A 21895-nucleotide genomic window follows, 5' to 3' on the forward strand; every position below is an offset into this window, starting at 1 on the left:
CCAGTTTGTCTATTAGATCGAAGGCAGCCGAACCGAGGTGCCGCAGATCAGGAGAAACAACGGCATCATGGCGTTGGGGACTGTTCGCAAGAACGAAGTGTTTAGAAGCAGGGGAAAGGCGAGCAGCGTCCTTTTATGGAGTTCGGCCGCTATCGCGGTCTTCTGCGGCATGCCGGGTGCGGGAGCTCAGACGGCCGCCTCGAACCAGGCACCGCAAATCGCTGGCCAGGGCGAGGTTCGCGAGTTCAATATTCCGGCACAGCTGCTTGCAAGCGCGCTTGCCACATTTAACCGGCAATCAGGCATTCAGATAACACAGGCGTCCGGAGCAACCGCGCGCAACATAGCGGTCAAAGCGGTTCGCGGCAGCATGACGCCACGACAGGCGCTGGCCGAGATCCTGAGCGGGACCGGCATCCCCTATCATTTCACAAGCAACCGCGCCGCTGTCATCGGCGCACAACAGACGGTGAACGGGATTGCCACTGACGACAGCTCGACGACGTTGGCTCCCATTATCATCACGGCAAAGACTAATCGGAACGCCGCCTCCGGGCCTGGCTATCAGGGCACGCCAGATTGGGTCTACGAGACGCCTTCCAGTGTCAGTGTGATAAGCCGCGAGGCGATCCAGAACGCCCCAACACGCACGACGCGAGAGCTGTTCTCCGGCGTCGCCGGCGTCAATGTTTCGAGCGACAATGCACAAAATCCTGGCACCAACGTGAATATCCGCGGTCTGCAAGATCAGACCCGCATCAACACCATGATCGATGGCGCAAGGCAGAATTTTCAGCGGAGCGCGCATGGCTCGAGCGGTCAGACCTACATCGATCCGTCCTTCATCCGCGAGGTCGATATCGAGAAAAGCGGTAGTTCTGGCGTTGGCGGTGCCGCAACATTGGGTGGCTCCGTCAACTATCGAACGCTGACGGCCGACGATCTGATCGAGCCTGGACGGGATTGGGGTGCCGAGCTCGACGCGACGACCGGTACGAACGCCTATCATTTTGCCGGATCTGATTCTGCTGCAGTGCGTTTGTCGGACTCCTTTTCGATCCTCGGCGGTATCAGCTACAAGAATATCGGCGAATACGAACCGGGCGAACACGGCGCCAACTACAATACGGTAGCCAATCCGAACACGATCGACGGCTCGCAGGTCTGGTCCGGTCTTCTCAAGGCGGAGATGGCACCGACCGATGACGCAACGCTGGATCTCAGCTGGCTTCGCTACAAGTCCGAGTTCATCTACAGCGCTGCGAGTGAAGGCGGTCTCGACGACATCAACGATATCACGAATGACACGGTCACCGCGACGTTCGGCTGGGACCCGGACAGCGAACTGATCGATCTGAAAGCGCGGCTCTGGTACAACCGCACGCAGGATCAGGAAGATCGCGCCGCTCGCCCGGCCTATGGCGCAGCTTCGGTCACTTACGAGATGCAGGGGATTGGCGGCAGCCTGGAGAATACCAGCCGCTTTACCCTGCCATTCGCAGATCTGGCGCTCAACTATGGCATCGAGGCATTTCGCGACGATGGCGACACGTCAGCCAGCGGCGATTTGATCGACGACGATCCGTGGGCAGCCTGGTGGTACCAAGGCGCAAACGGCTCCGGCACGCGCGACGTGGTTAGCGGCTTCGCAAACGCCAAGTTCGAGCACGATACGTGGCTGACCGTCGATGCCGGCATCCGGTACGATCACTACAAGATAAGCGGCACAACCGGCGTCATCACGCCCGCCCGGACAATCCCCGGCGTATGTATCTTGTGGAGACCAAACGGCGCATGCGCTCGATATTCCAACAGTACGACGATACCCGCTTCGTTGAGCGAAGTGGATGCCGATCTATCCGGAGGAGGGTTCTCTCCAACTTTCGGTGTAACGGTAACGCCAACGGATGGCTTGCAGCTATTCACAAAATACTCCCATAGCTATCGACCGCCGACCATCACGGAAGCGGTTATAGGCGGGTCGCACGTCGGCAGCTATTCCGCAGGCACCGTCTTCGCGCCCAATCCTTCGATCGAGCCGGAAGAGGCGGATACGTTCGAGATCGGGGCCAATTTCAAATATGACGATGTGTTTCAGTCAGGTGACGCGCTGCGCATGAAGGTTGTCGCCTTCTATCGCGAAGTCGACAACTACATCGCCATGGGTCAAATCGATCTCTCGGCCAATCAAACGGACTATCTGGCCTACGTCAATCTTGATGGCAAGACACCCATGAAGGGCGTCGAACTGGAGGCCAGCTACGACGCCGGTCGGTACTATATTGGCGGTTCGTTCAGCTATCTCGATGCCGACTATGCGACAAACTACACCTATAACGGCACGTCCAATCTGACGACGTCCTATATCCTTTTCGTTCCACCGAAGACGAAGTTCACCCTTGATGGCGGCGTGCGCTTCTTCGAGGAGAAGCTGACGCTTGGGGGGCGTGTCACTCATGTGGGCGCCGCAGATGGCAACATTGGCGGCTCCTTGAGCGGCGCCTTGGTCAGCACGTGGCAAAGCGGGGACTACACGCTCTATGACATTTACGGGTCGTACAAGTTCAATCCAAAGACCACGCTCCGCTTCGCCGTCAACAATGTGACAGACGTCCGGTACATGCCGGCGCTGGGACAGACGAGCTATCCCGCACCAGGGCGCACGGCGACGGTGTCGCTGAATTTCAAATTCTAGGATTTCGCGCCGGCGGCGCGGAAACGAGGTTCGCTGAAAGCGGACAAACAGTAGTGAAACCAACCAAGGAGTATGGAAATGTCACTCTTGATTTACACGACCGACGCAAGCGCCGATCTCGTCGACTACATCGATTCCTACATTGCTGCGGTTCCCTCTCTCGGAACGCCGGGGCGCTACGGCAGCTTCAACCCTACGACCGCTCCCTACGACCAGTGGTATCAAGGCAACAACTCCTCGGCCTACACCGCGGTGCTTGACGGTGACTTCACCAGTTACACACAGGGAAATCTGACTGGCACCGCCGACACCTTTGAATTCGGTTACGGGCTGACCAGCTCCGGTGGGCTCTACTCTGTCACGGAGGTCGAACTGACGTTCGATTTCCGCGATCTCAACGTCAATCCTCAGGATAGCTTCGACTATCTCGTCTACGGGTTCGTCTCCGCCAATTCGTCCTATGTCTACGACTACTTCGACGATGTCGGCACGATCCAGGTAGGCACCAGCGCAAACAACACTCTGGCCGGCTTCGATTCTACCGATTACTTCTACTTCGAAGCCAATTGGGGCACCGATGTGATCAACGACTTCACCGACGGTGAAGACTACATCGTCCTCGATAGCGACGTCTGGGCGAATTTCGCCGCATTCGACGCGGTGGCCGATATTAGCGGCAATACCGTGACGCTTGGCGGCAATACGATCACGCTCGCCGGCTTCGCTGGCTCGCTGACCAGCGCCGACTTCCAGTTCGTCGCTGACCCGTCGACGATCGCGTGATTGACAGATGACGAACCGGTCAAAGGTTCGGGTGCCGTCGCAGCTTCAAGCTGCGGCGGTCACCTTCCCCCTCAAGCAGAGTATTTTTGGAATTGCCCTGATCAGTGGCGTCGTCAACATCCTTGCGTTGACCTCGCCCCTGTTCATGCTGCAGGTCTATGACCGCGTCCTGGCAAGCGGCAGCGTGCCGACCCTGGTCGGTCTCGCCATGCTTGCCGCGGGACTTTACGCGTTCCAATCGCTGCTCGACATTCTGCGCGCCCGTGTGCTGCTGAGGATCGGAGAGCGTTTCGACGGGCAATTTTCCGGGCGCGTTCACGATGCCGTCGTCCGCCTTCCGCTCCTGACGCGCATGCCGGGTGATGGGCTGCAGCCACTTCGCGATCTCGACAACGTTCGAGGCTTCCTTGCTGGCAATGCACCGACTGCATTCTTCGACCTGCCGTGGATGCCTCTGTATCTCGGCATCTGCTTCCTCTTTCATTTCTGGATCGGCATGACGGCACTTGTCGGCGCAATCATGCTTGTCTCACTGACGCTCGTCACGAATGCTTTGTCGCAAAAGCCGATCCGCGACACGATCACCCACAACATGGCCCGCAATGGACTGCTGGAGGCGGCTCGCCGTAATGCCGAAGTCGTTCAGGCGCTCGGTCTCGCAAGTCGGATCGCTGCCCGATGGCACAAGGCCAACGCGGAATATCTCGCCGCCAACCGGAGAACCGGCGATGTGGCAGGCGGACTGGGTAACATTTCGAAGTCACTGCGTATGATGCTGCAATCGGCCATTCTCGCCGTTGGTGCTTATCTGGTGATCACGCAGGAGGCCACCGGAGGTGTCATGATCGCAAGCTCGATCATGATGAGCCGGGCACTGGCTCCGGTCGACCTGGCCATTTCAAGCTGGAAACCGTTCCTCATGGCGCGCCAGAGCTGGGGACGCGTGAAGGATCTCCTGGCAAAGATCCCGGAAGCCGCTCCTGTCATGGCGCTACCCGCACCGGAGCGCGAATTGCGCATCGAAAATGTGACGATCGTCCCGCCTGGACTTCCGCCCGGCGAGAAGAGACCGACGGTGACCGGTCTAGCATTCGCCATTCAAGCTGGAAGCGCGCTCGGCGTCATTGGTCCATCAGGCTCCGGCAAGTCGACCCTTTCGCGCGCCATCGTCGGGGCTTGGATGCCCGCCTCCGGCAAGGTACGCATCGATGGTGCAAGTCTCGAGCAATGGGACCGGGAAGCGCTCGGCCGTCATATCGGCTACCTGCCTCAGGGCGTCGAATTGTTCGACGGCACCATTGCCGAAAACATCGCCCGGTTCGAAGGCAAGCCTGATCCTGACGAGATCGTTGCCGCGGCCAAGGCTGCGGGCGCGCACGAATTGATCCTGCGCTTCGAGCAGGGTTACGAAACGCCAATCGGCGAGGCAGGATCGGCGCTCTCAGCCGGCCAGCGCCAACGCATCGGTCTTGCCCGCGCCCTCTACCGCGATCCCTTCTTGGTGGTTCTTGATGAACCGAACGCCAATCTTGACGCGGAAGGCGAGCTCGCCGTCGTGCGGGCGATCGCCTCCGTACGTGCACGCAAAGGGATCGCGGTTGTCGTTGCCCATCGGCCGAGCGCCATCGGGGCCGTGGATTGGGTGCTGGTGATGGAAGGCGGCCGGGAGAAGGTGTTTGGTCCACGCGATGAAGTACTTTCCAAGATCGGAAAGGGCGCCGTGGCGGCGCCAGGCGGGAGCGCGAAGAGTTTTCCAGCGACCGGTTTTGGAATGACGCCTTTGCGGGTGATCGCCAATCCGGGGCGTCCCGTACCAGGATCCAACCAAGCCGACACGACTGATGATGGCAGCATGGAGGATCCTGATGTCCGGCATTGATCAGAACAGCGACGTTTCCCGCTCAATTCGCCGCCACCTGATGGTTGGCCTTCTGGCGAGTGTCGTGCTCGTCGGTGGAGCCGGAGCGTGGGCGGCCGTCACCAACCTCTCGGGTGCGGTCGTCGCATCCGGGCATTTCGTCGTCGATTCCTATGTCAAGAAGGTCCAGCACCCGACCGGCGGCGTGGTCGGCGAAATCCTGGTTCGCGAAGGCGAGGAGGTCAAAGCCGGTGATGTCGTCATGCGGCTTGACGCTACCCAGACGCGCGCCAATCTCGCTATCGTCACCAAGCGGCTGGATGAGCTGGCAGCCCGGCTGGCGCGGCTCGAAGCCGAGCGGGACGACCTGGCGAGGGTGGCCTTTCCCGATTGGCTCCTCGCGCGACGCGAGGCTCCCGACGTAGCCTCGGCGATCCATAGCGAGACGCGCCTATTTGAATTCCGCAGGGCATCCCGGGAGGGCCAGAAATCCCAGCTTGCCGAACGTATCAACCAATTCGAGCACGAGATCGAAGGACTCAAGGCCCAGGAAGTTGCCTATGCTCAGGGTCTCGAGGTTCTGGAGTCGGAGATCGCCTCGCAGCAGGAACTCCACAGCCGCGGCATCGTTTCAGTGCAACGGCTCAACAGCCTCAAAACCCAGGCAGCAACGTATGGCGGCGAACGAGGCGAGAAGATCGCCTATCAGGCGCAGGCGGCCGGCCGCATCACTGAAACACGTCTGCAGATCCTGCAGATCGATCAGGATCTCAAGACAGAAGTCGGCCGGGAGCTGAGAGAGGTTCAGGCGCAGGTTGGCGAATATGTCGAGCGCAAGGTGGCCGCTGAAGACGAGCTGCGACGGATCGATATCGTCGCGCCGCAATCGGGAATCGTCCACCAGCTCGCAGTTCACACGGTTGGCGGGGTGATCAGCCCCGCCGATCCGATCATGTTGATTGTGCCGGAAGGCGACGATCTGGCCCTGGAAGTTCAGATCGCCCCGAAGGACATCGACCAGATCCAGCTTGGTCACAAAGCGGTGCTTCGGATGTCGGCCTTCAATCTGAGGACCACGCCGGAATTGAACGGATATGTCAGCCGCATAGCGGCCGATCTGACGACGGACGAAAAAACCGGCTTCTCCTTTTACCTGGTGCGCCTTTCGGTGCCGCACGCGGAATTGGCGAAACTCAAGGACCTGACACTCGTGCCCGGTATGCCGGCTGAAGCGATGATCCAGACGGGCGAGCGCACGGCGCTTTCCTATCTCGTGAAGCCGCTATCCGACCAGATCAATCGGGCCTTCCGGGAAGAGTAAGACAAATTGATCATGATAGCAGAGGAAAAAACGGAATGAGTGCAGTGGAAATGGTGGAACTCTCATCAGCAAGGGAAGAGAGCCGCACGAAGCGTTTGAAGGCCGCAACACATGAGGCGCACGAGCGTCTCGATAAGTTTATCATTGCGGCCGATCCCTTCGCCAGCCGGCCGCGATACGGCCGGTTCCTGATGATGCAATATCTGTTTCATCGTGATCTCGACGCGCTGTTCTTCATGCCTGCGCTTGACGCGATGCTGCCGGATCTTGAAGGCCGCCGGCGCCTAAAATTGATCGAACAGGATTTCGCCGATCTCGACCTGCGTCTCCCCGACACCGAGGAACCTCCTCGCTTCAGCGCGGCAAGCGGTGTCGACGTGGTGGAAGCTTTGGGTTGGCTCTATGTGATCGAAGGCTCCAATCTCGGCGCTGCCTTTCTCCTGAAATACGCCTCCAAGCTCGACCTGAACGAGAATTTTGGCGCACGACACCTAGCCGGTGCTCCCGAAGGTAGGGGCCTCCACTGGCGCACATTCACGGCCGCCGTCGATAGAATGGACCTGGGCAATAGCCAGGAACGTTCAGTCATAGCGGGCGCGGAGGCTGCTTTCCGCCATGTCCAGAGGGTCGCAGAGGAGACGTTCAGATGACGGCGAGGACTTCTTCTTCCATGACATCAATTGTCGTTCATCGCGTTTCGCGGAGACGCGAAAGCTGTCCTGACTTCGCTCGTCCCGGCGGGATGAAGATGAGGGCTCCATAGTAAGAACCGCCGCGAGCAAAGGTAGCGAGAAGCGCCCGTGGCAGAACAGGAGGAAATGCCGATGACACGTCAACCGTTCCTGCCTTCCTTGCTTTCGACCACGGCCGCCCAAGGAATGCCGTCCTCGAGCAATGAAGGAGCTCCGCTGCCTTCTTTATCCGGTTCAGGATTGTCCGGTGAATTTTTCGGCAATTGGAGCGTCGTTTGTGTCGGTCGAGAAGGTCGGAAGGTTCATGTTGCGCGCTTTCGCCGTGCTCAGATGGGGCCGGCCTCGAAACCTTTGATTGATCTGGGGCTGTCAGGAGCCGGCGCGATGCTCGGTGTCCTGACGATGCCTCATGGCCTTAAACACACCGAAGGCGTCCGATTGCAGGTGGACAGTGGTGAACTATTCCCCAAATTGCCCTTTGCTTCCTCTGGCCCTCTTGGCGGGGTGGTCAGATTGGACATGAAAGCAGAAACCGTGACGGGTCTTCGAGCAGCGGAGAACTTCAAAATCTACGCGCGGGCTGCCTCGACGGGGAAGAGACTGGTTTTTTCCATTCCGCTCGACGGCTTCGCTGCGGCTGTGGATCGTCTGCAGGAACTCAAGCTCTCCCGTGTTATTTGAGATTGCACATCGGTCAACTGCCTTCAGTTGACCGGTGCGCCCAGCCTGACACAACTGGGTTGGCTGGCAAGCCATCGGGGCCGCGGAGGCGGCCTGACACTTGCGGAAGGCGCCGAGACGCTTCCGCTTGGAATGATTGTCCATACCCTTCAGCTCCCCATCAGGAACGTGCTCCATCATATCGCGCCGTCGACTTCATCCCTCCAGGAAGCGGAGCAGTCGCGCCTTGCCTGTCTCGATCGTTACACGTTGGACGATCTCGCGAGCGGGCGTGCGGAGAACTGTCGTCATGAACGCGATGAGAGCCTGTCGGCCAGCCGCGATCGGATCACATCGAGCGCCACAAAGGCTCAATTGCCCCATAAGGAAATCCGCAGTTCAAACAGGCTCGCACCTGCAAGCAGGATGGGGTAAAAAGCGGCACGTGAGTAATGATCGTCAACGAAGGGTGTCAATTGGTCGTGATCGACGAGCGGTTGTCGAAGGGGCTTGTGCGCGCCGAAACGCGCGGCCTCACGGACGCGCTGAAGCAGCATACCGGAGAAGTGCTCAGGACCTTTCATGAAAGGGTAATGGCGCACTTCGAAAAACAGAGCCGTTTGACGCTTCCCGAAATGCAGGCAATGGCCGTCGATCTCCACAACAGCGCCAAGACAGCGTTCAATCCGCTTTGGTGCGATCTGGAGATCTCAGCCCCGACGCGCGGGCGCCCGCAATCCGGCGACTACGAAATGCTCCATTATTGGATCAACCCCAAGCACGTGGAGGGCACCGCGAACCGTCTCATGATGATCGCGATGTTTTCGGCGTGGGGAAGTCGTAAGCAAGCCTCCATGCGGGCGCACGACACCTTGACGAGCTTCTATGAGCATGCGGCGCACCGGCTGCTCCAGCGATGCGGCAGCAACGAAGCGGCGGTCCGTGCGATCGGCGAGCGCCTGGTCGAAACAATCATAATCCCGACCCTCGCGCTTCACGATGCTCCGTCGTCACTCATCGAGACGGAGCTGGCGATCCCTTTCATGGACGGGCTTCTGATCGGACGGTTTGTCAGGCGGTCTCCGGACACGATCGCTGGTGACCATAAAATTATCTCGAAGGCTGGCTGGCGTACCCGGCCCATCACATTCGGCGCGTTAGCCGAGTTCGTCGTCAAGACCTACATCGGTCCGAACGAGATGACGGATCGTCAGGAACGGATCGCCTATCAGGTCGAATCGTGGTTGGATATACATCGGAAAGAAGCCGAGACAATCCGCCGCTATATCACCTATAAACTCGGAGCGTTGTGGGATAGCGGTCATATGCGCCGAGATGAGTTCGATGCGCTCGCGGCGGATTACCGGCGGATGCACGAGAGGGTATTTATGCCAGGAAGCTCTCTCCCGATTGGCTCGTCCTTTCGATAGGGACGCGGCAATTTCGATATCTCATGAGTTAACCCTCTCGTGAGGACGGGCATCAACGACGACGACGGGACTGCACTAAGTGGCCTTGTCGCAAACTTTTCTTGAGTGTGCAGTTATCTCGTAAGCGGCTGCGATGTTGAGGCTCTTGCCGATGGCGGTCTCTTTCGGCTCCGGGGTGTTCTCATCGGCACGGTGGCCTTTCAGTGCTATTCAGCACTGCTGGGCGTCCGCCTTCCCATGGCTGCGATCCTGACCGGTGATGCGGACATCGCCCAAGACTATGCCATAAGTCGAGAGGTTGAAGACAGTCTGCCTCCGATCGTTGAGCTGCTGCAGGCGTCGATGCCAGTTTCCGGCCAGTTCCACATCGATCGGGATCCGCGGCCTCGTCGGCGTTTCAGAATGCCGACGCGAGCGATTCCACACGGTCCTGATCGAGGGCGCAAAAAACCGCGAAGAAATTGAACTCCCGTTTGGAGAATAGGCTGTCTTCCGATTCGAAAGCTAAGCAGTTGATATGATTCGAAGCGGCGGAGACAAATCTGATGCCGAGAGTTCGAGTCCGCTCAAGACCCGCGGCTGTTCCAATGTGTCGGCAATGTCTTTGGCGTGTGCATGTTGCCGTAGAGATAGGCCCAGAATGTGCCCCTTTCTTCGATGGCCGTCCTGGACCACACCTGATCCACAGCCATCTCACCGCACCAATATGCATAGACAAATGGCGCGCGCAGGTCATGGTGAAGAAAGGCGAGGCGGGACTTGGTCACGTCGGAAGACTGTAGGGAAGCCGCCGCAATCCCCGGCACGACTTCATCGAGAGATCGGCCTTCACCGAGCACCTTCCAGGCAGCACGGCACCTGAGTGCCGAACGAAGACGTTGCAGATGTTGGCCGAGATGATCCTCCGGCGTTTCGATCCAGTCGAGAAACTGCAGGCCGTTATCGGCAATGCCTTCGAAGAGGGCGGAGCTTGCCGAACTTGTGACGACTTGAGCCGCATCAAGCGGCATGAGGCCCTCCATTACGCGCCGTTCGCGCAGCTTGAGATGAACGAGATGGCCGGGAAACGCTTCGTGCACCGCCAGATGCTTGAGGCTGAACGCAGTGTACGGAAAGCCGACATTCAGCAGCACCTGCCTGCCGGGGAAGTCACAATAGGCCGAATACGGCACATCCCGTCGGGCGACCGGCTTTATCCACTCGTCGTCCAGCCAGCAGGCGTTCAATGCGGTCGCCAAAGCGCCGCAGCGCGCCCGCGCCTTGCGCTGAAAGTCTGCAAGCACGTCGAGCACCTTGTCCTCCGGTATTCGAGCATGCTCTTCCCAACGCCCAAAGTCCTCCAAAAGGCTCCCGCCTCGAAAGCCGAGCTCGTCCAGTGCTTGACGAATGCCCTTGTGATAGCCCGTTATGACCTCATCGGGGATGTCACGGACGTCGACACGGATCTGCCGCTCCAGTCTCTCGGCGAAAGTGATGGGATCGCCGCGGAACGTGGCGATCAAAGCAAGCAGCGAATCGGACATCTCGTCGAGCCAGTCCCCACGCAGTGCAGTTTCCGCTTGCCCAAGACGGTCGCGCAGGGACAGGAGCGCGGCTTCTGCCTCCTCGTAGCTGTCAAATCGCTGCGGCACGACCTCGGCGACAGCGACCGGTATCAGCCCCTCGGCGTCCAGAATGCCGGCATTGCGATTGCGGCTGCGGTAGAGCATATCAAGACCGGCCGATATCGCCGCCAATTCTCTTCCCAATTCCATCCACTTTGCTCCGCTGTTCGTTGTATCTGAAGGCTCGTTGCGACGACGAGCAGGTGCCGGCCGTCAGCCGGAAGCCTGGTCGAAAAGCGCCATCTATTTGAATGCGTGGCTTTTCACGAAACCGCCGTCCTTGACGATGATCGGCATATGGGCGCCCTGATGTGTGAGCAGCGACATGTCGTCGAGCGGATTGCCGTCGACCACGATCAGATCGGCAAAGGCGCCGGCTGCGACGCAACCGATCTTGCCCTCCATCCTGAGCAGCTTCGCCGCGACATGGGTTGCCGAGGCGATGACCTCGTGAGCGGGCAGCACGCGTGCTCGGATCAGGAATTCCTCGGACTGGTGCCTGTGCATCTCGCCGAGAAGATCGGTGCCGTAGGCCATCGGCAGGCCTGCCTCGCGCATGATCGAGAGCGATTCCATGCCGGCAAGCCGCACAGAATCCACCTTGGCGACGGAGGCGGGCGGCAGGCCGAGCGCCGCGCCCTCGACGCCGAGCTTCTCGTAGGTGACGAGTGTCGGCACCGAGATGCAGCCGTTCTCGACGGCGAATTTCGCCGTTTCCGGTGTGATCAGGTTGCAGTGCTCCAGCGAATGGATGCCGCATTCGATTGCGCGGCGGATCGCCTTGTCGGTGTAGAGATGGGCAGCGACATAGGTGCCGGCGTTCTCCGCTTCCTCGGCCGCGGCGATCAGCTCCTCCCGCGAAAACCCGAGAAAATGGATCGGATCCGTCGGCGAGGCGATGCCGCCGTTTGCCATGACCTTGATGAAATGCGCGCCCGATTTCAGCTCCTCGCGCGCGGCCTTGCGCACTTCCGGCACGCCGTCGCAGATGCGGCCGAGATTGCCGAGCATATGGCCGGTCTTCGGGGTCGGTGTATCGTCGTAGGGGCCGCGGTAATCCGTGTGGCCGCCGGACTGGGAGAGCGCCTTGCCGCAGATGTTGAGCCTCGGCGTCGGCCATGGCGCTTCCTGTGTTGCCGCAAGCAGGCCGGATGTGGCGCCGCCAAGATCGCGGACGGTGGTGAAGCCGCGCATCAGCATTTCGCCCATGATCTTGAAGGCGCGCACCGTGACGATCGGATCGGGAAGCTTGGCGTTCTGCCCGAGGTTCGCCATGCCGGCGATGACATGCACATGCGCATCGATCAGGCCCGGCATCAGCACTTTGCCGGATAGATCGATGCGTTCGGCGGCAGCGCTGGTGATCGAGGGCGATACCTCGCGGATCACATCGCCTTCGACAAACACCGACATCGGCTCGCTTGCCTCCGGGCTGGTTCCATCGACGATGCGGGCATTTTCGAAAAGGATGGCGGCCACGGATCTGTTCCTTCTCAGGCTTTGGATGCGCCGCCGGCGCGGCGGGCTTCGAGGAAGGCGGGGATCAGCAGAGGGGCAAATTTCCTGGCGATCTCCACATGCCTTTCCTCGTAGAAGAATTCCTCGTGCAGCAGGTTGATCGTGCCGATCGTCTGGCCGTCATAAACGACCGGAATGTTGATTGCCGATCCAAGGCCGAGGCTGGCGATCAGTTCATGGTCGAAGAAGGCCCATGCGATCGCCTGCGCGTCGCGACCGAGAAACGGCTTCTGCTGGCGCAGCACCAGTTCGCCCCAGGGGGTTACCCCCATCGGCTTGCGCCCGAACACTGAATAGGCTTCCGGCATGTTGGAATAGATGCGCGAAACCTCCTGGCCGTCGACATAGAGCATGGTCAGCAGCTTGTGGCCGACCGTTTCGGCAAGGGCCGGATCCAGCGCCTCGAACAGGCGTTGCGGTTGTCCCGGTTCGGACAGTATTGGCAGAAGCGTTTCTATCATCAGTCTTCTCCAATTTCAGCGGTGATGACAGGCGACGGAATGATCCTCGCCCTTCTCCTCGAGGGGTGGATCGACCTGCCGGCAGATGTCGGTCGCCAGCGGGCAGCGGGTGTGGAAGGCGCATCCGACGGGCTTTCGGGTAGCGCTCGGAATGTCGTCGCTTGCCGCGCTGAACGTGTGGCGATGATGCGGATCGTGCGACGGCGCGGAACGCAGCAGCAGTTCCGTATAGGGATGCAGCGGTTTGCCGAAGATCCAGGTCTTGCGGCCGATCTCGACGATCTTGCCGAGATACATCACGGCCACCCGGTCCGAAACGTGCTCGACCACGCCGAGATCATGGGAGATGAACAGATAGGAGAGCCCGAGCTCTTTCTGGAGGTCGGCGAGCAGGTTGAGGATCTGCGCCTGAACCGAGACGTCAAGCGCCGAAACGGGCTCGTCGCAGACGATGACCTCCGGTTTCAAAGCCAATGCCCGGGCAATGCCGATCCGCTGCCGCTGGCCGCCCGAAAACTGGTGCGGAAAGTTGTCGGCCTGGTCGGGCCGCAGGCCCACCAGCGAGATCAGCTTGGAGACCTCGGCACGCCGCTCTTCGGGGGTGCCGATATTGTGGATGTCGAGGGGAGCCCGGATGATGTCGCGGACCCGCTGGCGCGGATTGAGTGAGGAGAACGGGTCCTGGAAGATGATCTGCATTCGCCGGCGATGCGATTTTGGTACGCTGCCCTTGCGGGCCAGCGCCGCTTCGCCATCAAGCACGATCCGTCCGTCCGTCGCCTTCACCAGCCCCATGAGCGCCAGGCCCGTGGTCGATTTTCCGCATCCGCTTTCGCCGACCAGGCCGAGCGTCTGGCGGTAGCGGATATCGAAGGAAACGCCGTCGACGGCTTTGACCTCGCCGACGCGACGCTGGAAAACGCCGGAACGGATGGCGAAATGCACTTTAAGGTCTTCGACCGCCAGCAGCGGAGGGGCAAGTTCAGCCATTGTCGTGCTCCCAGCAGGCGGCAAAATGGCCGGGTGTCTTTTCGATGAAGGGTGGCCGTTCTTCGAGGCAACGCGCCGACGCGCCGGGACAGCGCGGTGCAAACGCGCACCCTTTCGGCAGGTCCCAGAGTGGCGGCACGGTGCCGGGTATGTCGGTCAGCCGTGCCGAAACAATTCCACCCGCTCTGTGGGGAACGGCACCCATCAGGCCGATCGTGTAGGGATGGAGCGGGTTGTCGAAGAGTTCGTAGACGCTGCATTCCTCGACCCGCCGCCCGGCATACATGACGATCACCCGGTCGGCGATTTCGGCAACGACGCCGAGGTCATGCGTAATCAGGATCTGGGCGGTGCCGAGCCGCTTCTGAAGATCGGCAATCAGCCCGAGGATCTGCGCCTGCACCGTGACGTCGAGCGCGGTCGTTGGCTCGTCGGCGATGATGATCTTGGGCTCGCAGGCGAGCGCCAAAGCGATCATCGCACGCTGGCGCATGCCGCCGGAGAGTTCATGCGGATATTGCCGGGCCCGGCGTTCCGGATCCGGCATCTGCACCAGTTCCAGGCATTTGACGGCCCGGGCGAAAGCCTCGCGTTTGCCGACCTTGCGATGCTGGCGGACGGATTCGGCGATCTGCTCGCCGATCGTCAGGACGGGGTTGAGGGCCGTCAGCGGCTCCTGGAAGATCATGGCGATCTGGTCGCCGCGAAAATCCTCGACCCGCCGCTGATCCATGGCAAGGAAATCCTCGCCATGGATCCTGATCGAGCCGGATGCGACGCGGGCGCTGTCGGGCAACAGGCGGAGCAGCGACAGCGCCGTCATCGACTTGCCGCAGCCGCTTTCGCCGACGAGGCAGACCGTCTCGCCGGGACGCACCGAAAGGCTCATCTCGGAGACGACGGGGAAGGCCCCATTTTCCCCGACGATCTCGACGTTCAGGTCGCTGACCGCAAGTGCCGGTTCGGCATGTTCCATTGCCCGATTTTCCATTCATTCAATCCATCTGCCGGAGGTTCCGATCAGTCGGTGGACCCTTCGATATTGCCGACCATGAAGCCATAGTCGCCTGCCTCGACGAGGTTGCGGGTGAGATGCTGCATGACCATGATGCCGGTTTCGAACGGTGTCGGGATTTCCTCGATCGTCTCGAAGTCGTAGGGGCTGACGACGCGGCCGAGCAGCGAACCACCCTTGATGATCTCGCCGTTTGCCGGCGACAGCGGCTCCAGCCAGCCGCCGTGCTTGGGGCGGATGCCGACGAGTTCGGTGACCACGACCTGCTTCGGATTGGGCTTCACGTGCCCCTCGATCGAGCCGATCAGGCGAAGCTGGTTCATGAGGCCGTCGACGGTGCGCTTCGCATAGGGCGTCTGGTCGACGATGCCCCCGCCGAGCTCGATCGTCACCACCTTGGTGCCGTGGCGATCCATGGAGACGGACTTGCTGGTGCCCGCGTAAACCGTACCTGCCTTGCCGGCGGTGGGCCGATAGAGGATCTTCGAACCGAAAGCACGCGACAGTGCCTCGTCGTTCCAGATGTAGACGTAATCGACCGTCGGCCGGTCGGTACCGGAATGCAGGTCGAGATTGTAGTCGATCTTGGCGTAGAACTCATGCGCCAGTGCATCGGCAAGCTGCTGGCTGTAGGTGCCGCGCGGATCACCGGGGAATTCGCGGTTGAGGTTGAGCTGGTCGAGCGGATTGTGGCGGTGGTTGACGGCGAAGGAACGCGGGTTGGCGACCGGCAGCAGGACGATGCGGCCCTTGAGCGGCATGTCCTTGATGATACGGAACAGGTCGAGGATAGCTTGGGAGCCGGTATTTTCATTGCCATGGATTGAGGCGCAAATCCCAACCGTGGGACCGTCCTGCTCACCCACTAGCTCATGCATGAAGATCACGGCATCGCTGCCGTCCGCGTGGGTCGTGAATTTATGGCGAAGCTTGTTGATCGACTTGACCATGGATGTTTCCTTTCGCTGTCGTTTTTGCGTCTCTGATCGAAGAGTTCTGCCTATTTCTTCTTGCCCGCCGAGCGGGAAAGGTGGCGGGGGTCCAGCGCATCGCGCAGGCCGTCGCCGAGCAGGTTGAAGCCGAGCACGGTGATCATGATCGTGGCGCCGGCGATGATCGCCAGCCACGGTTCGTCGCGCATGAACCGCGTGCCGTAGGCGAGCGTCCAGCCCCAGGTCGGCGCCGGCGGCGGCAGGCCGAAGCCGAGGAAGCTGAGCGCCGATTCCGCGATGATGGCGGTCCCGAAGCCGAGCGAGGCGAGCACAATGATCGGCCCGGTGGCGTTCGGCAGGATCTCCTTGAGGAGAATACGCAACGGATGAGCGCCGAGTGCCCGCGCTGCCTGCACGTAGTTCTGTTCGCGCAGCATCAGGGTCGTGGCGCGCACCACCCGGGCATATTCGGTCCAGGCGACGACGATGATCGCGATCGCCACGTTGACGATGCCGGGGCCGAGCACCGCGACGATCGCGAGTGCCAGGACGATCGCCGGAAAACCTAAGAAAATGTCGGTGATCCGCATCAGGATCAGGTCGGTCCAGCCGCCAAAATAACCCGCGGTCAGTCCGACGGCGGTGCCGACGATCGCCGAGACCGTGACTGAGATACAGGCGATCATCAGTGATACGCGCGCTCCGTAGATCAGTCTCGACCAGAGATCGCGGCCGAAATTGTCTGTGCCGAGCCAATGGGTCAACGTCGGGCCGGAGAAGCGGTTGCGCATGTCCATCTGCTCGATGCCATGCGTCGAGAGATAGGGCGCGAACACGGCGCTGAAGACGATCGCCAGGACGATGATGGCGCCGAGAATGAGTGATGTATTGCGGAAACGTCTACCCACTCGCATGAGCCTAACCCAACCGGATGCGCGGATCGACGACCGCATAGAGAAGATCGACGACCAGGTTCACCAGCGCGAAGATGATCGCGAAAGTGAGCACGATGCCCTGGATGAGTGGAAGGTCGCGCTGCGAGATCGCGGTGATGGTGAGCTGGCCAAGTCCCGGCCATGCGAAGATGCTTTCCGTCAGGACCGCGCCGCCAAGCAGCGCACCGAAGCGCAGGCCGATGACGCTCAGCACCGGCAGAAGCGCGTTGCGCAATGCATGCCGGACGATGACGCGCTTGCGGCGCAGGCCCTTGGCATAGGCGGTTCGCACGAAATCCTCGCGCAGTACTTCCAGCATCGCGGTTCTGACGAGGCGCGAGATGATCGCGGCCGAATTGGCGGCAAGTGCGAAGGCCGGCAGCAGGATATGCGAAAACGAGTCCAGCAATACGCCGGGCCGGCCGCTGAATGCCGCCAGAAATGCCTTCGGAAACGGAACTCCGCGGCCGATCGACGGCAGCCAGCCGAGCGTCACCGCAAACAGCAGCATCAGCAGAAGGCCGAGCCAGTAGACCGGCATGGAGACGCCGAGCTGGGCGAACACCATCGCAGCCGTGTCGATGATCGAGCCCTGCCTGGTCGCGGCGATGACGCCGAGCGTGACGCCGATCAGGCAGGCAAGAATAAGGGCGACGACGGCAAGCTCCACCGTTGCGCCCAGCCTGCCGGCGATGATCTCGGAGACCGCCTGGTTCTGAAAGATCGAGCGGCCCATGTCGCCCTGCAGCAGGTGTGCAAAGTAGGCACCGAGCCGGATGTACCAGGGGTCATTGAGGCCGAGCGCATTGCGCAGGTTCTGGATCGCTTCCGGCGAAGCTTCCTGGCCGAGCAGGACCGAAGCGGGATCGCCGGGGATCAGCAGCAGCAGGCCGAAGGTGACGATGACCATGCCGGCAGCCATCGGGATCAGCAGGAGCAGTCGGCGGACAATGTAGGCTAGCATGGGGAGATCCCCCTTGGCTCGATCAAGGTTCGGGTCATGACAGTACGACCTCATCGAAGCGGCGAGGGTAGGTCGTCATTGGCTCGGGGCCTGATTCCGTCACCAGAACCGTATCGGCGAGGCGGAAACCGCCGACTTCGGGCACGTAGAGCGCCGGCTCGCTCGAACAGATCATGCCCTGCTCCAGAATGGTCTGGTCGCCGGCCTCGACCCACGGAGGCTCGTGGAAGGCGACGCCCATGCCGTGGCCGACGCGATGTTTCAGATAGGGCGTCATGCCCTGTTCGCGGATATAGGTGAGCGCGGTTATGTCGGCGGAGGCGCAGGTACGGCCGGCGATCAGGCCCGCCGTTCCGATCCGCTGGGCCTCCTGGGCGATGGCGTAATATCTCTCGTGCTCCTTGCTCGGTTCGCCGAGCACGAAGGTGCGTTCGCTTTCCGCCGAGCGCCCGCCGACCCGGCATCCCAGCGACAGGATGAAGCTCTCTCCCGGCCGGATGCGGCGGCTGGAGATGAGGCCGTGCGGATAGGCCGAATTCGGGCCGCCATAGATGAGGCCGCCGGCGAGCGTCGGCACATTCATGATGTCCTCGTGCTCGTTGTCCATGATGTCGAGGGCATGGCGCACGACATGCGCTTCCAGTGTGATCTCGCTCGGCAGCGGCTTGCCGGCCCGGAAGGCCTCGGTGACGAGATCGACCCCGGATCGAACCATCGCATCGGAAATCCGCGCGGCCTCCCGGTGCAGGACGATTTCCTCCGGAAACTTGACCTGGCGGAGCTTCGTGACGATGTCGGTGGGCAGGACGCGGTTGTTCGGAAAGAGGCCGGCGATCTCAGCCGCACGGCCGACGGACAGGCCGTAGGAATGAGCAATATCGCCCCTGATGTCGCCGATCGAGCGGGCAAGCAGCGAAAAGGCGCGCTCGACACCGGGGAATTCGAAATAGACCAGCGTTTCGGCCGCCATCGTCTGGCGCTCGGCATGTTCGCGTTCCAGTTCGGGGATCAAGAGGATCGCATCCGTCCGTGTCAGCGCCAGGGCGACCGGACGTTCGTTCGGCCGGAAGGAAAAGCCGGTCGTGTAGAGCACGTCATCGGCGGCATCGAGCAGCAGCAGGCCGATGCCCCGGGCTTCCATGCGAGCGCGGATATCACGATGGAGCCTGGCGTAGAATTCCGGTGCGAGACGTTGGCTGAAGCTCATTTCGGGTCCTCACGCGACGACGATGTCGTCGAGTTGGCGGGGATAGACGGTCATGCTGTCGGGACCGCCCTCGGCAATCAGAACGGTGTCGGCGATGCGGTATCCGGCGAAGTCCGGCACGAAGATCGCCGGTTCGCTGGAGGTGATCATGCCCGGTTCGAGAATGGTCTGGTCGCCGCCTTCCACCCATGGCGGTTCGTGGAACATGATGCCCATGCCATGGCCGACGCGATGCAGTAGATATTCGCCCATGCCGCTGTCCCGGATAAAGGCGAGTGCCAGGTTGTCGGCCGAAGCGCAGGTCCTGCCGGCGATCAGGGCCGCGGTCGCCATGCGCTGCGCTTCGAAAGCAACGGCATAATGCTCCTGCTGGACCTTCGATGGTTCGCCGATGAAGAAGGTGCGCTCGCTCTCGGCCGCCCGCCCGCCGACCCGGCAGCCCAGCGACAGGATGATGCTTTCGCCGATCTTCACCGGATTGCCGGTCGGCATGCCGTGCGGAAAGGCCGACCGCTGGCCGGAATAGACCAGGCCGCTTGCGAGGCTCTGCACGAGCATGACGTCCTCATGTTCCTCGTGCATCGTCCGCATCGCCTGACGCGAGACGTAGGATTCGATCTCGACCTCGCTCGGCAGCGCGCCGCCCTTGCGCATGGCGTCGCGGATCATCTCGACGCCGACCTCGACCATCTTGTCGGAAAGTCGGGCCGCCTCCCGGTGCAACCGTATTTCCTCGGGATGTTTCTTCAGCCGCATCTGCTGGACGATATTGCTCGGGATCACCCGTTCGGCGTTCGAAAAGGCCGCTTCTATCTGCGGCACGCGGGCAAGCGAGATGGCATGGCTGTAGGCGACGGTGCCCTTGAAGCCGGCAAAGGCACGGCCGAGCACGTCGAAGGGTTTGTCGATGCCCGGGAATTCGAAATAGACGATCGGCTCGGCGGCAATCTCCTGATGCGCCGCGTGGCTGCGCTCAAGTTCGGGAATGAGCAGGAATGCGCCTGTGGCCGTGATCGCGAAAACCACCGGGCGTTCCGTCGTATAGTGCGAGAAGCCCGTCGTGTAGATGACGTCGTCATTGGAATCGAGGAGCAGCAGGTCGATGCCGGCGGCCTCCATCCGGGCGCGGATATCGCTATGGATTTTCGCGTAGAACTGCGCGCCGAGACGCTGTGAGAAAGCCATCGGATCACCTGAAACCGCAATATGCATCAAGAAACGCGGGCCGGGGACGGGCCGGCCCGCAACCGGGTCTCAATCCTTGAGCCCGATCATGCCGCGCATGTTGCCGCGCGAGGTCGCCTGCACTTCAAACGGCAGTTTCTTCGAATAGAAGAGCTGATAGCCCTGGTCGGAGACGATGTAGTAGGGCAGGTCGTCAGCAAGGATCTTGGCGGCAGTCTGATAGGCCTTGGTGCGATCCGCCTGGGTGGTTGCCGAGCGGCCCTGTTTCAGCGTCTCGTCGACAGCCGGGTTGGAATAACCGCCCCAGTTGGTCGGGCCACCGGTCGAGAGTTGGCCGAACAGCAGCCGGTCCGGATCGACGATGTTGAGCCAGCCGAGCAGCGCGATCTGGTGCTGGCTCTTCTGGACGTAGTTGGTCGAGAAGGACGGCCAGTCGGTGATCTGCGTCTTGGCGTCGACGCCGGCCGCCTGGAAGGTCGCCTGCATGAATTCGATCGACTGGACGCGATTGCTGTCCTCGCTATGGGTGGAAAGCGTGACCGTCAGCGGCTTGCCGCCCTTGTCGAGAATGCCGTCGCCATTGGTGTCCGACCAGCCTTCTTCCTTGAAGAGCGCCTTGGCGCCTTCGACATCGAAGCCCGGCTGCTTGATGTCCTTGGAATAGGCCCAGGACGACGGCAGGATGACGGACGAAGCCACCTCGTCGACACCTTGGAAAATGTCTTCGACGATGGTCTTCTGGTCGATCAACATCGAGAATGCCTTGCGCATCTTCGGGCTGGCGAGCAGCGGGTCCTTGACGTTGAAGTTGATGTAAGTGACGCCGAGGCCGGCCTGGACGACGTTGCCGAAACGCTTGTCCGCCGCCAGCCGCTTGACGTCCTGCGGTGCCAGCGGCGACTGGATGATGTCGAGGTCGCCGGCCTCGAAGGCCTGGGCACGGGCCGAACCGTCACCGATGATCTTCAGGCTGACCTTATCGGCCTTCGGTTTTTCGCCCCAGTAGTTCGGGTTGATTTCCATTTCGATGGCGCTGCCGCGGGTCCAGGAGGAAAGTTTCAGCGGGCCGGCGCCGACCGGCTTCAACGCCATGTCCGCACCGCCTTCGACGAGTGCCTTCGAGACGATGCCGATGTCGAGATAGCTGAGCAGCGGCGCGTAGGGCGCGGACAGCGTGAACTTCACCGTCTGCGGATCGACCGCCTCGACTGCCGAGATCGGCGTATAGAGCGCCCGCATCGGCGCGTTGAAATCCTTGTTGAGGATGGTGGTAAAGGTGAAGACCACGTCGGCGGCTGTCAGCGGGCTGCCGTCGGAGAATTTCAGATTCGGACGAAGCTTGAAGATCCAGGTCGTAGGATTGGGCGTTTCCCAGCTCGCGGCGAGGTCCGGCTTGGCTTCAAGGCTCGGCGTCAGATGCACGAGGCCGGAATAGAGGAGGTCGGTGGCGCGGTAGGCTGTCGTATCCCGGGCAAGCCGCGGATCGAGCGTGCCGGCATCCACATCGGTGCCGATGGTAACCGTCGCGGCCTCGGCCGTGGACAGCGCGGTGAAGGAAAGTCCTGCAAGCAGGAATGCGGCTGTGACGGATAGTGCTTTGCTCATGTCCTGTTCCCTTATTGGTTTTGATGGATTCAAAGCGTTG

At 61.2% G+C, this 21895-nt stretch carries 19 protein-coding genes and 1 pseudogene; 9 read left to right on the top strand and 11 right to left on the bottom strand.

What is annotated here, in order from left to right; translation table 11 throughout:
* The first annotated feature begins 37 nt into the window (after window positions 1-37).
* From J2857_RS24730 to J2857_RS24770, 9 genes and pseudogenes are all read left to right on the top strand, one after another.
* The gene (locus J2857_RS24730; RefSeq protein WP_348635718.1) at window positions 38-2695 is read left to right on the top strand and encodes a TonB-dependent receptor; all 2658 of its coding nucleotides are present in this window, start codon (window positions 38-40) and stop codon (window positions 2693-2695) included.
* Between the two features lie 78 nt (window positions 2696-2773).
* The gene (locus J2857_RS24735) at window positions 2774-3478 is read left to right on the top strand and encodes a hypothetical protein (protein WP_210012747.1); all 705 of its coding nucleotides are present in this window, start codon (window positions 2774-2776) and stop codon (window positions 3476-3478) included.
* Between the two features lie 7 nt (window positions 3479-3485).
* A complete protein-coding gene (locus J2857_RS24740; RefSeq protein WP_210012748.1) occupies window positions 3486-5357 on the top strand; it encodes a type I secretion system permease/ATPase in 1872 nt (623 codons plus the stop codon).
* Window positions 5344-6657: an HlyD family type I secretion periplasmic adaptor subunit gene (locus tag J2857_RS24745; protein ID WP_210012749.1), complete on the top strand. Its 1314-nt coding sequence runs from the start codon at window positions 5344-5346 to the stop codon at window positions 6655-6657. Before J2857_RS24740 ends, J2857_RS24745 begins: the two co-directional genes overlap by 14 nt.
* 35 nt (window positions 6658-6692) lie before the next feature.
* A complete protein-coding gene (locus J2857_RS24750; RefSeq protein WP_210012750.1) occupies window positions 6693-7307 on the top strand; it encodes a biliverdin-producing heme oxygenase in 615 nt (204 codons plus the stop codon).
* A 174-nt stretch (window positions 7308-7481) separates the two neighbouring features.
* Window positions 7482-8030 carry an invasion associated locus B family protein gene (locus J2857_RS24755; RefSeq protein ID WP_210012751.1) on the top strand — a complete coding sequence of 183 codons (549 nt, stop codon included), beginning with the start codon at window positions 7482-7484 and terminating at the stop codon, window positions 8028-8030.
* A 27-nt stretch (window positions 8031-8057) separates the two neighbouring features.
* Window positions 8058-8444: an Rrf2 family transcriptional regulator gene (locus tag J2857_RS31540; RefSeq protein WP_210012752.1), complete on the top strand. Its 387-nt coding sequence runs from the start codon at window positions 8058-8060 to the stop codon at window positions 8442-8444.
* 17 nt (window positions 8445-8461) lie between these two features.
* The gene (locus J2857_RS24765; protein ID WP_210012753.1) at window positions 8462-9439 is read left to right on the top strand and encodes a hypothetical protein; all 978 of its coding nucleotides are present in this window, start codon (window positions 8462-8464) and stop codon (window positions 9437-9439) included.
* A 120-nt stretch (window positions 9440-9559) separates the two neighbouring features.
* Window positions 9560-9849, top strand: a pseudogene (locus J2857_RS24770) (GSU2403 family nucleotidyltransferase fold protein); the annotation flags it as partial.
* 156 nt (window positions 9850-10005) lie between these two features.
* Here the strand turns inward: J2857_RS24770 and J2857_RS24775 are convergent.
* From J2857_RS24775 to J2857_RS24825, 11 genes are all read right to left on the bottom strand, one after another.
* Entirely contained in the window at window positions 10006-11193 is a 1188-nt protein-coding gene (locus J2857_RS24775; RefSeq protein ID WP_210012754.1) for a hypothetical protein, read from the bottom strand.
* Between the two features lie 93 nt (window positions 11194-11286).
* Window positions 11287-12522 (bottom strand): metal-dependent hydrolase family protein, encoded by a 1236-nt coding sequence (locus J2857_RS24780; protein ID WP_210012755.1) that lies wholly within the window; start codon window positions 12520-12522, stop codon window positions 11287-11289.
* Between the two features lie 14 nt (window positions 12523-12536).
* Window positions 12537-13022, bottom strand: a complete 486-nt coding sequence (locus J2857_RS24785; RefSeq protein WP_210012756.1) for a GAF domain-containing protein — start codon at window positions 13020-13022, stop codon at window positions 12537-12539.
* A 15-nt stretch (window positions 13023-13037) separates the two neighbouring features.
* A complete protein-coding gene (locus J2857_RS24790) occupies window positions 13038-14012 on the bottom strand; it encodes an ABC transporter ATP-binding protein (RefSeq protein ID WP_210012757.1) in 975 nt (324 codons plus the stop codon).
* Complete coding sequence (locus J2857_RS24795; protein ID WP_432420182.1) at window positions 14005-15003, bottom strand: ABC transporter ATP-binding protein; 999 nt, start codon at window positions 15001-15003, stop codon at window positions 14005-14007. The genes J2857_RS24790 and J2857_RS24795 overlap by 8 nt, the downstream gene beginning before the upstream one ends.
* A gap of 29 nt (window positions 15004-15032) precedes the next feature.
* Complete coding sequence (locus J2857_RS24800) at window positions 15033-15977, bottom strand: succinylglutamate desuccinylase/aspartoacylase family protein (protein WP_210012758.1); 945 nt, start codon at window positions 15975-15977, stop codon at window positions 15033-15035.
* A gap of 50 nt (window positions 15978-16027) precedes the next feature.
* Window positions 16028-16873: an ABC transporter permease gene (locus J2857_RS24805; RefSeq protein WP_210012759.1), complete on the bottom strand. Its 846-nt coding sequence runs from the start codon at window positions 16871-16873 to the stop codon at window positions 16028-16030.
* A gap of 4 nt (window positions 16874-16877) precedes the next feature.
* Window positions 16878-17858 (bottom strand): ABC transporter permease, encoded by a 981-nt coding sequence (locus J2857_RS24810; protein WP_210012760.1) that lies wholly within the window; start codon window positions 17856-17858, stop codon window positions 16878-16880.
* 34 nt (window positions 17859-17892) lie between these two features.
* Window positions 17893-19065: a M24 family metallopeptidase gene (locus J2857_RS24815; RefSeq protein WP_210012761.1), complete on the bottom strand. Its 1173-nt coding sequence runs from the start codon at window positions 19063-19065 to the stop codon at window positions 17893-17895.
* A gap of 9 nt (window positions 19066-19074) precedes the next feature.
* Complete coding sequence (locus J2857_RS24820) at window positions 19075-20250, bottom strand: M24 family metallopeptidase (protein ID WP_210012762.1); 1176 nt, start codon at window positions 20248-20250, stop codon at window positions 19075-19077.
* A gap of 69 nt (window positions 20251-20319) precedes the next feature.
* Window positions 20320-21855 carry an ABC transporter substrate-binding protein gene (locus J2857_RS24825; protein WP_210012763.1) on the bottom strand — a complete coding sequence of 512 codons (1536 nt, stop codon included), beginning with the start codon at window positions 21853-21855 and terminating at the stop codon, window positions 20320-20322.
* Window positions 21856-21895: the final 40 nt, after the last annotated feature.

It is taken from the genome of Neorhizobium galegae, assembly GCF_017877055.1.
GTDB classification, from domain to species: Bacteria; Pseudomonadota; Alphaproteobacteria; order Rhizobiales; family Rhizobiaceae; genus Neorhizobium; species Neorhizobium galegae_D.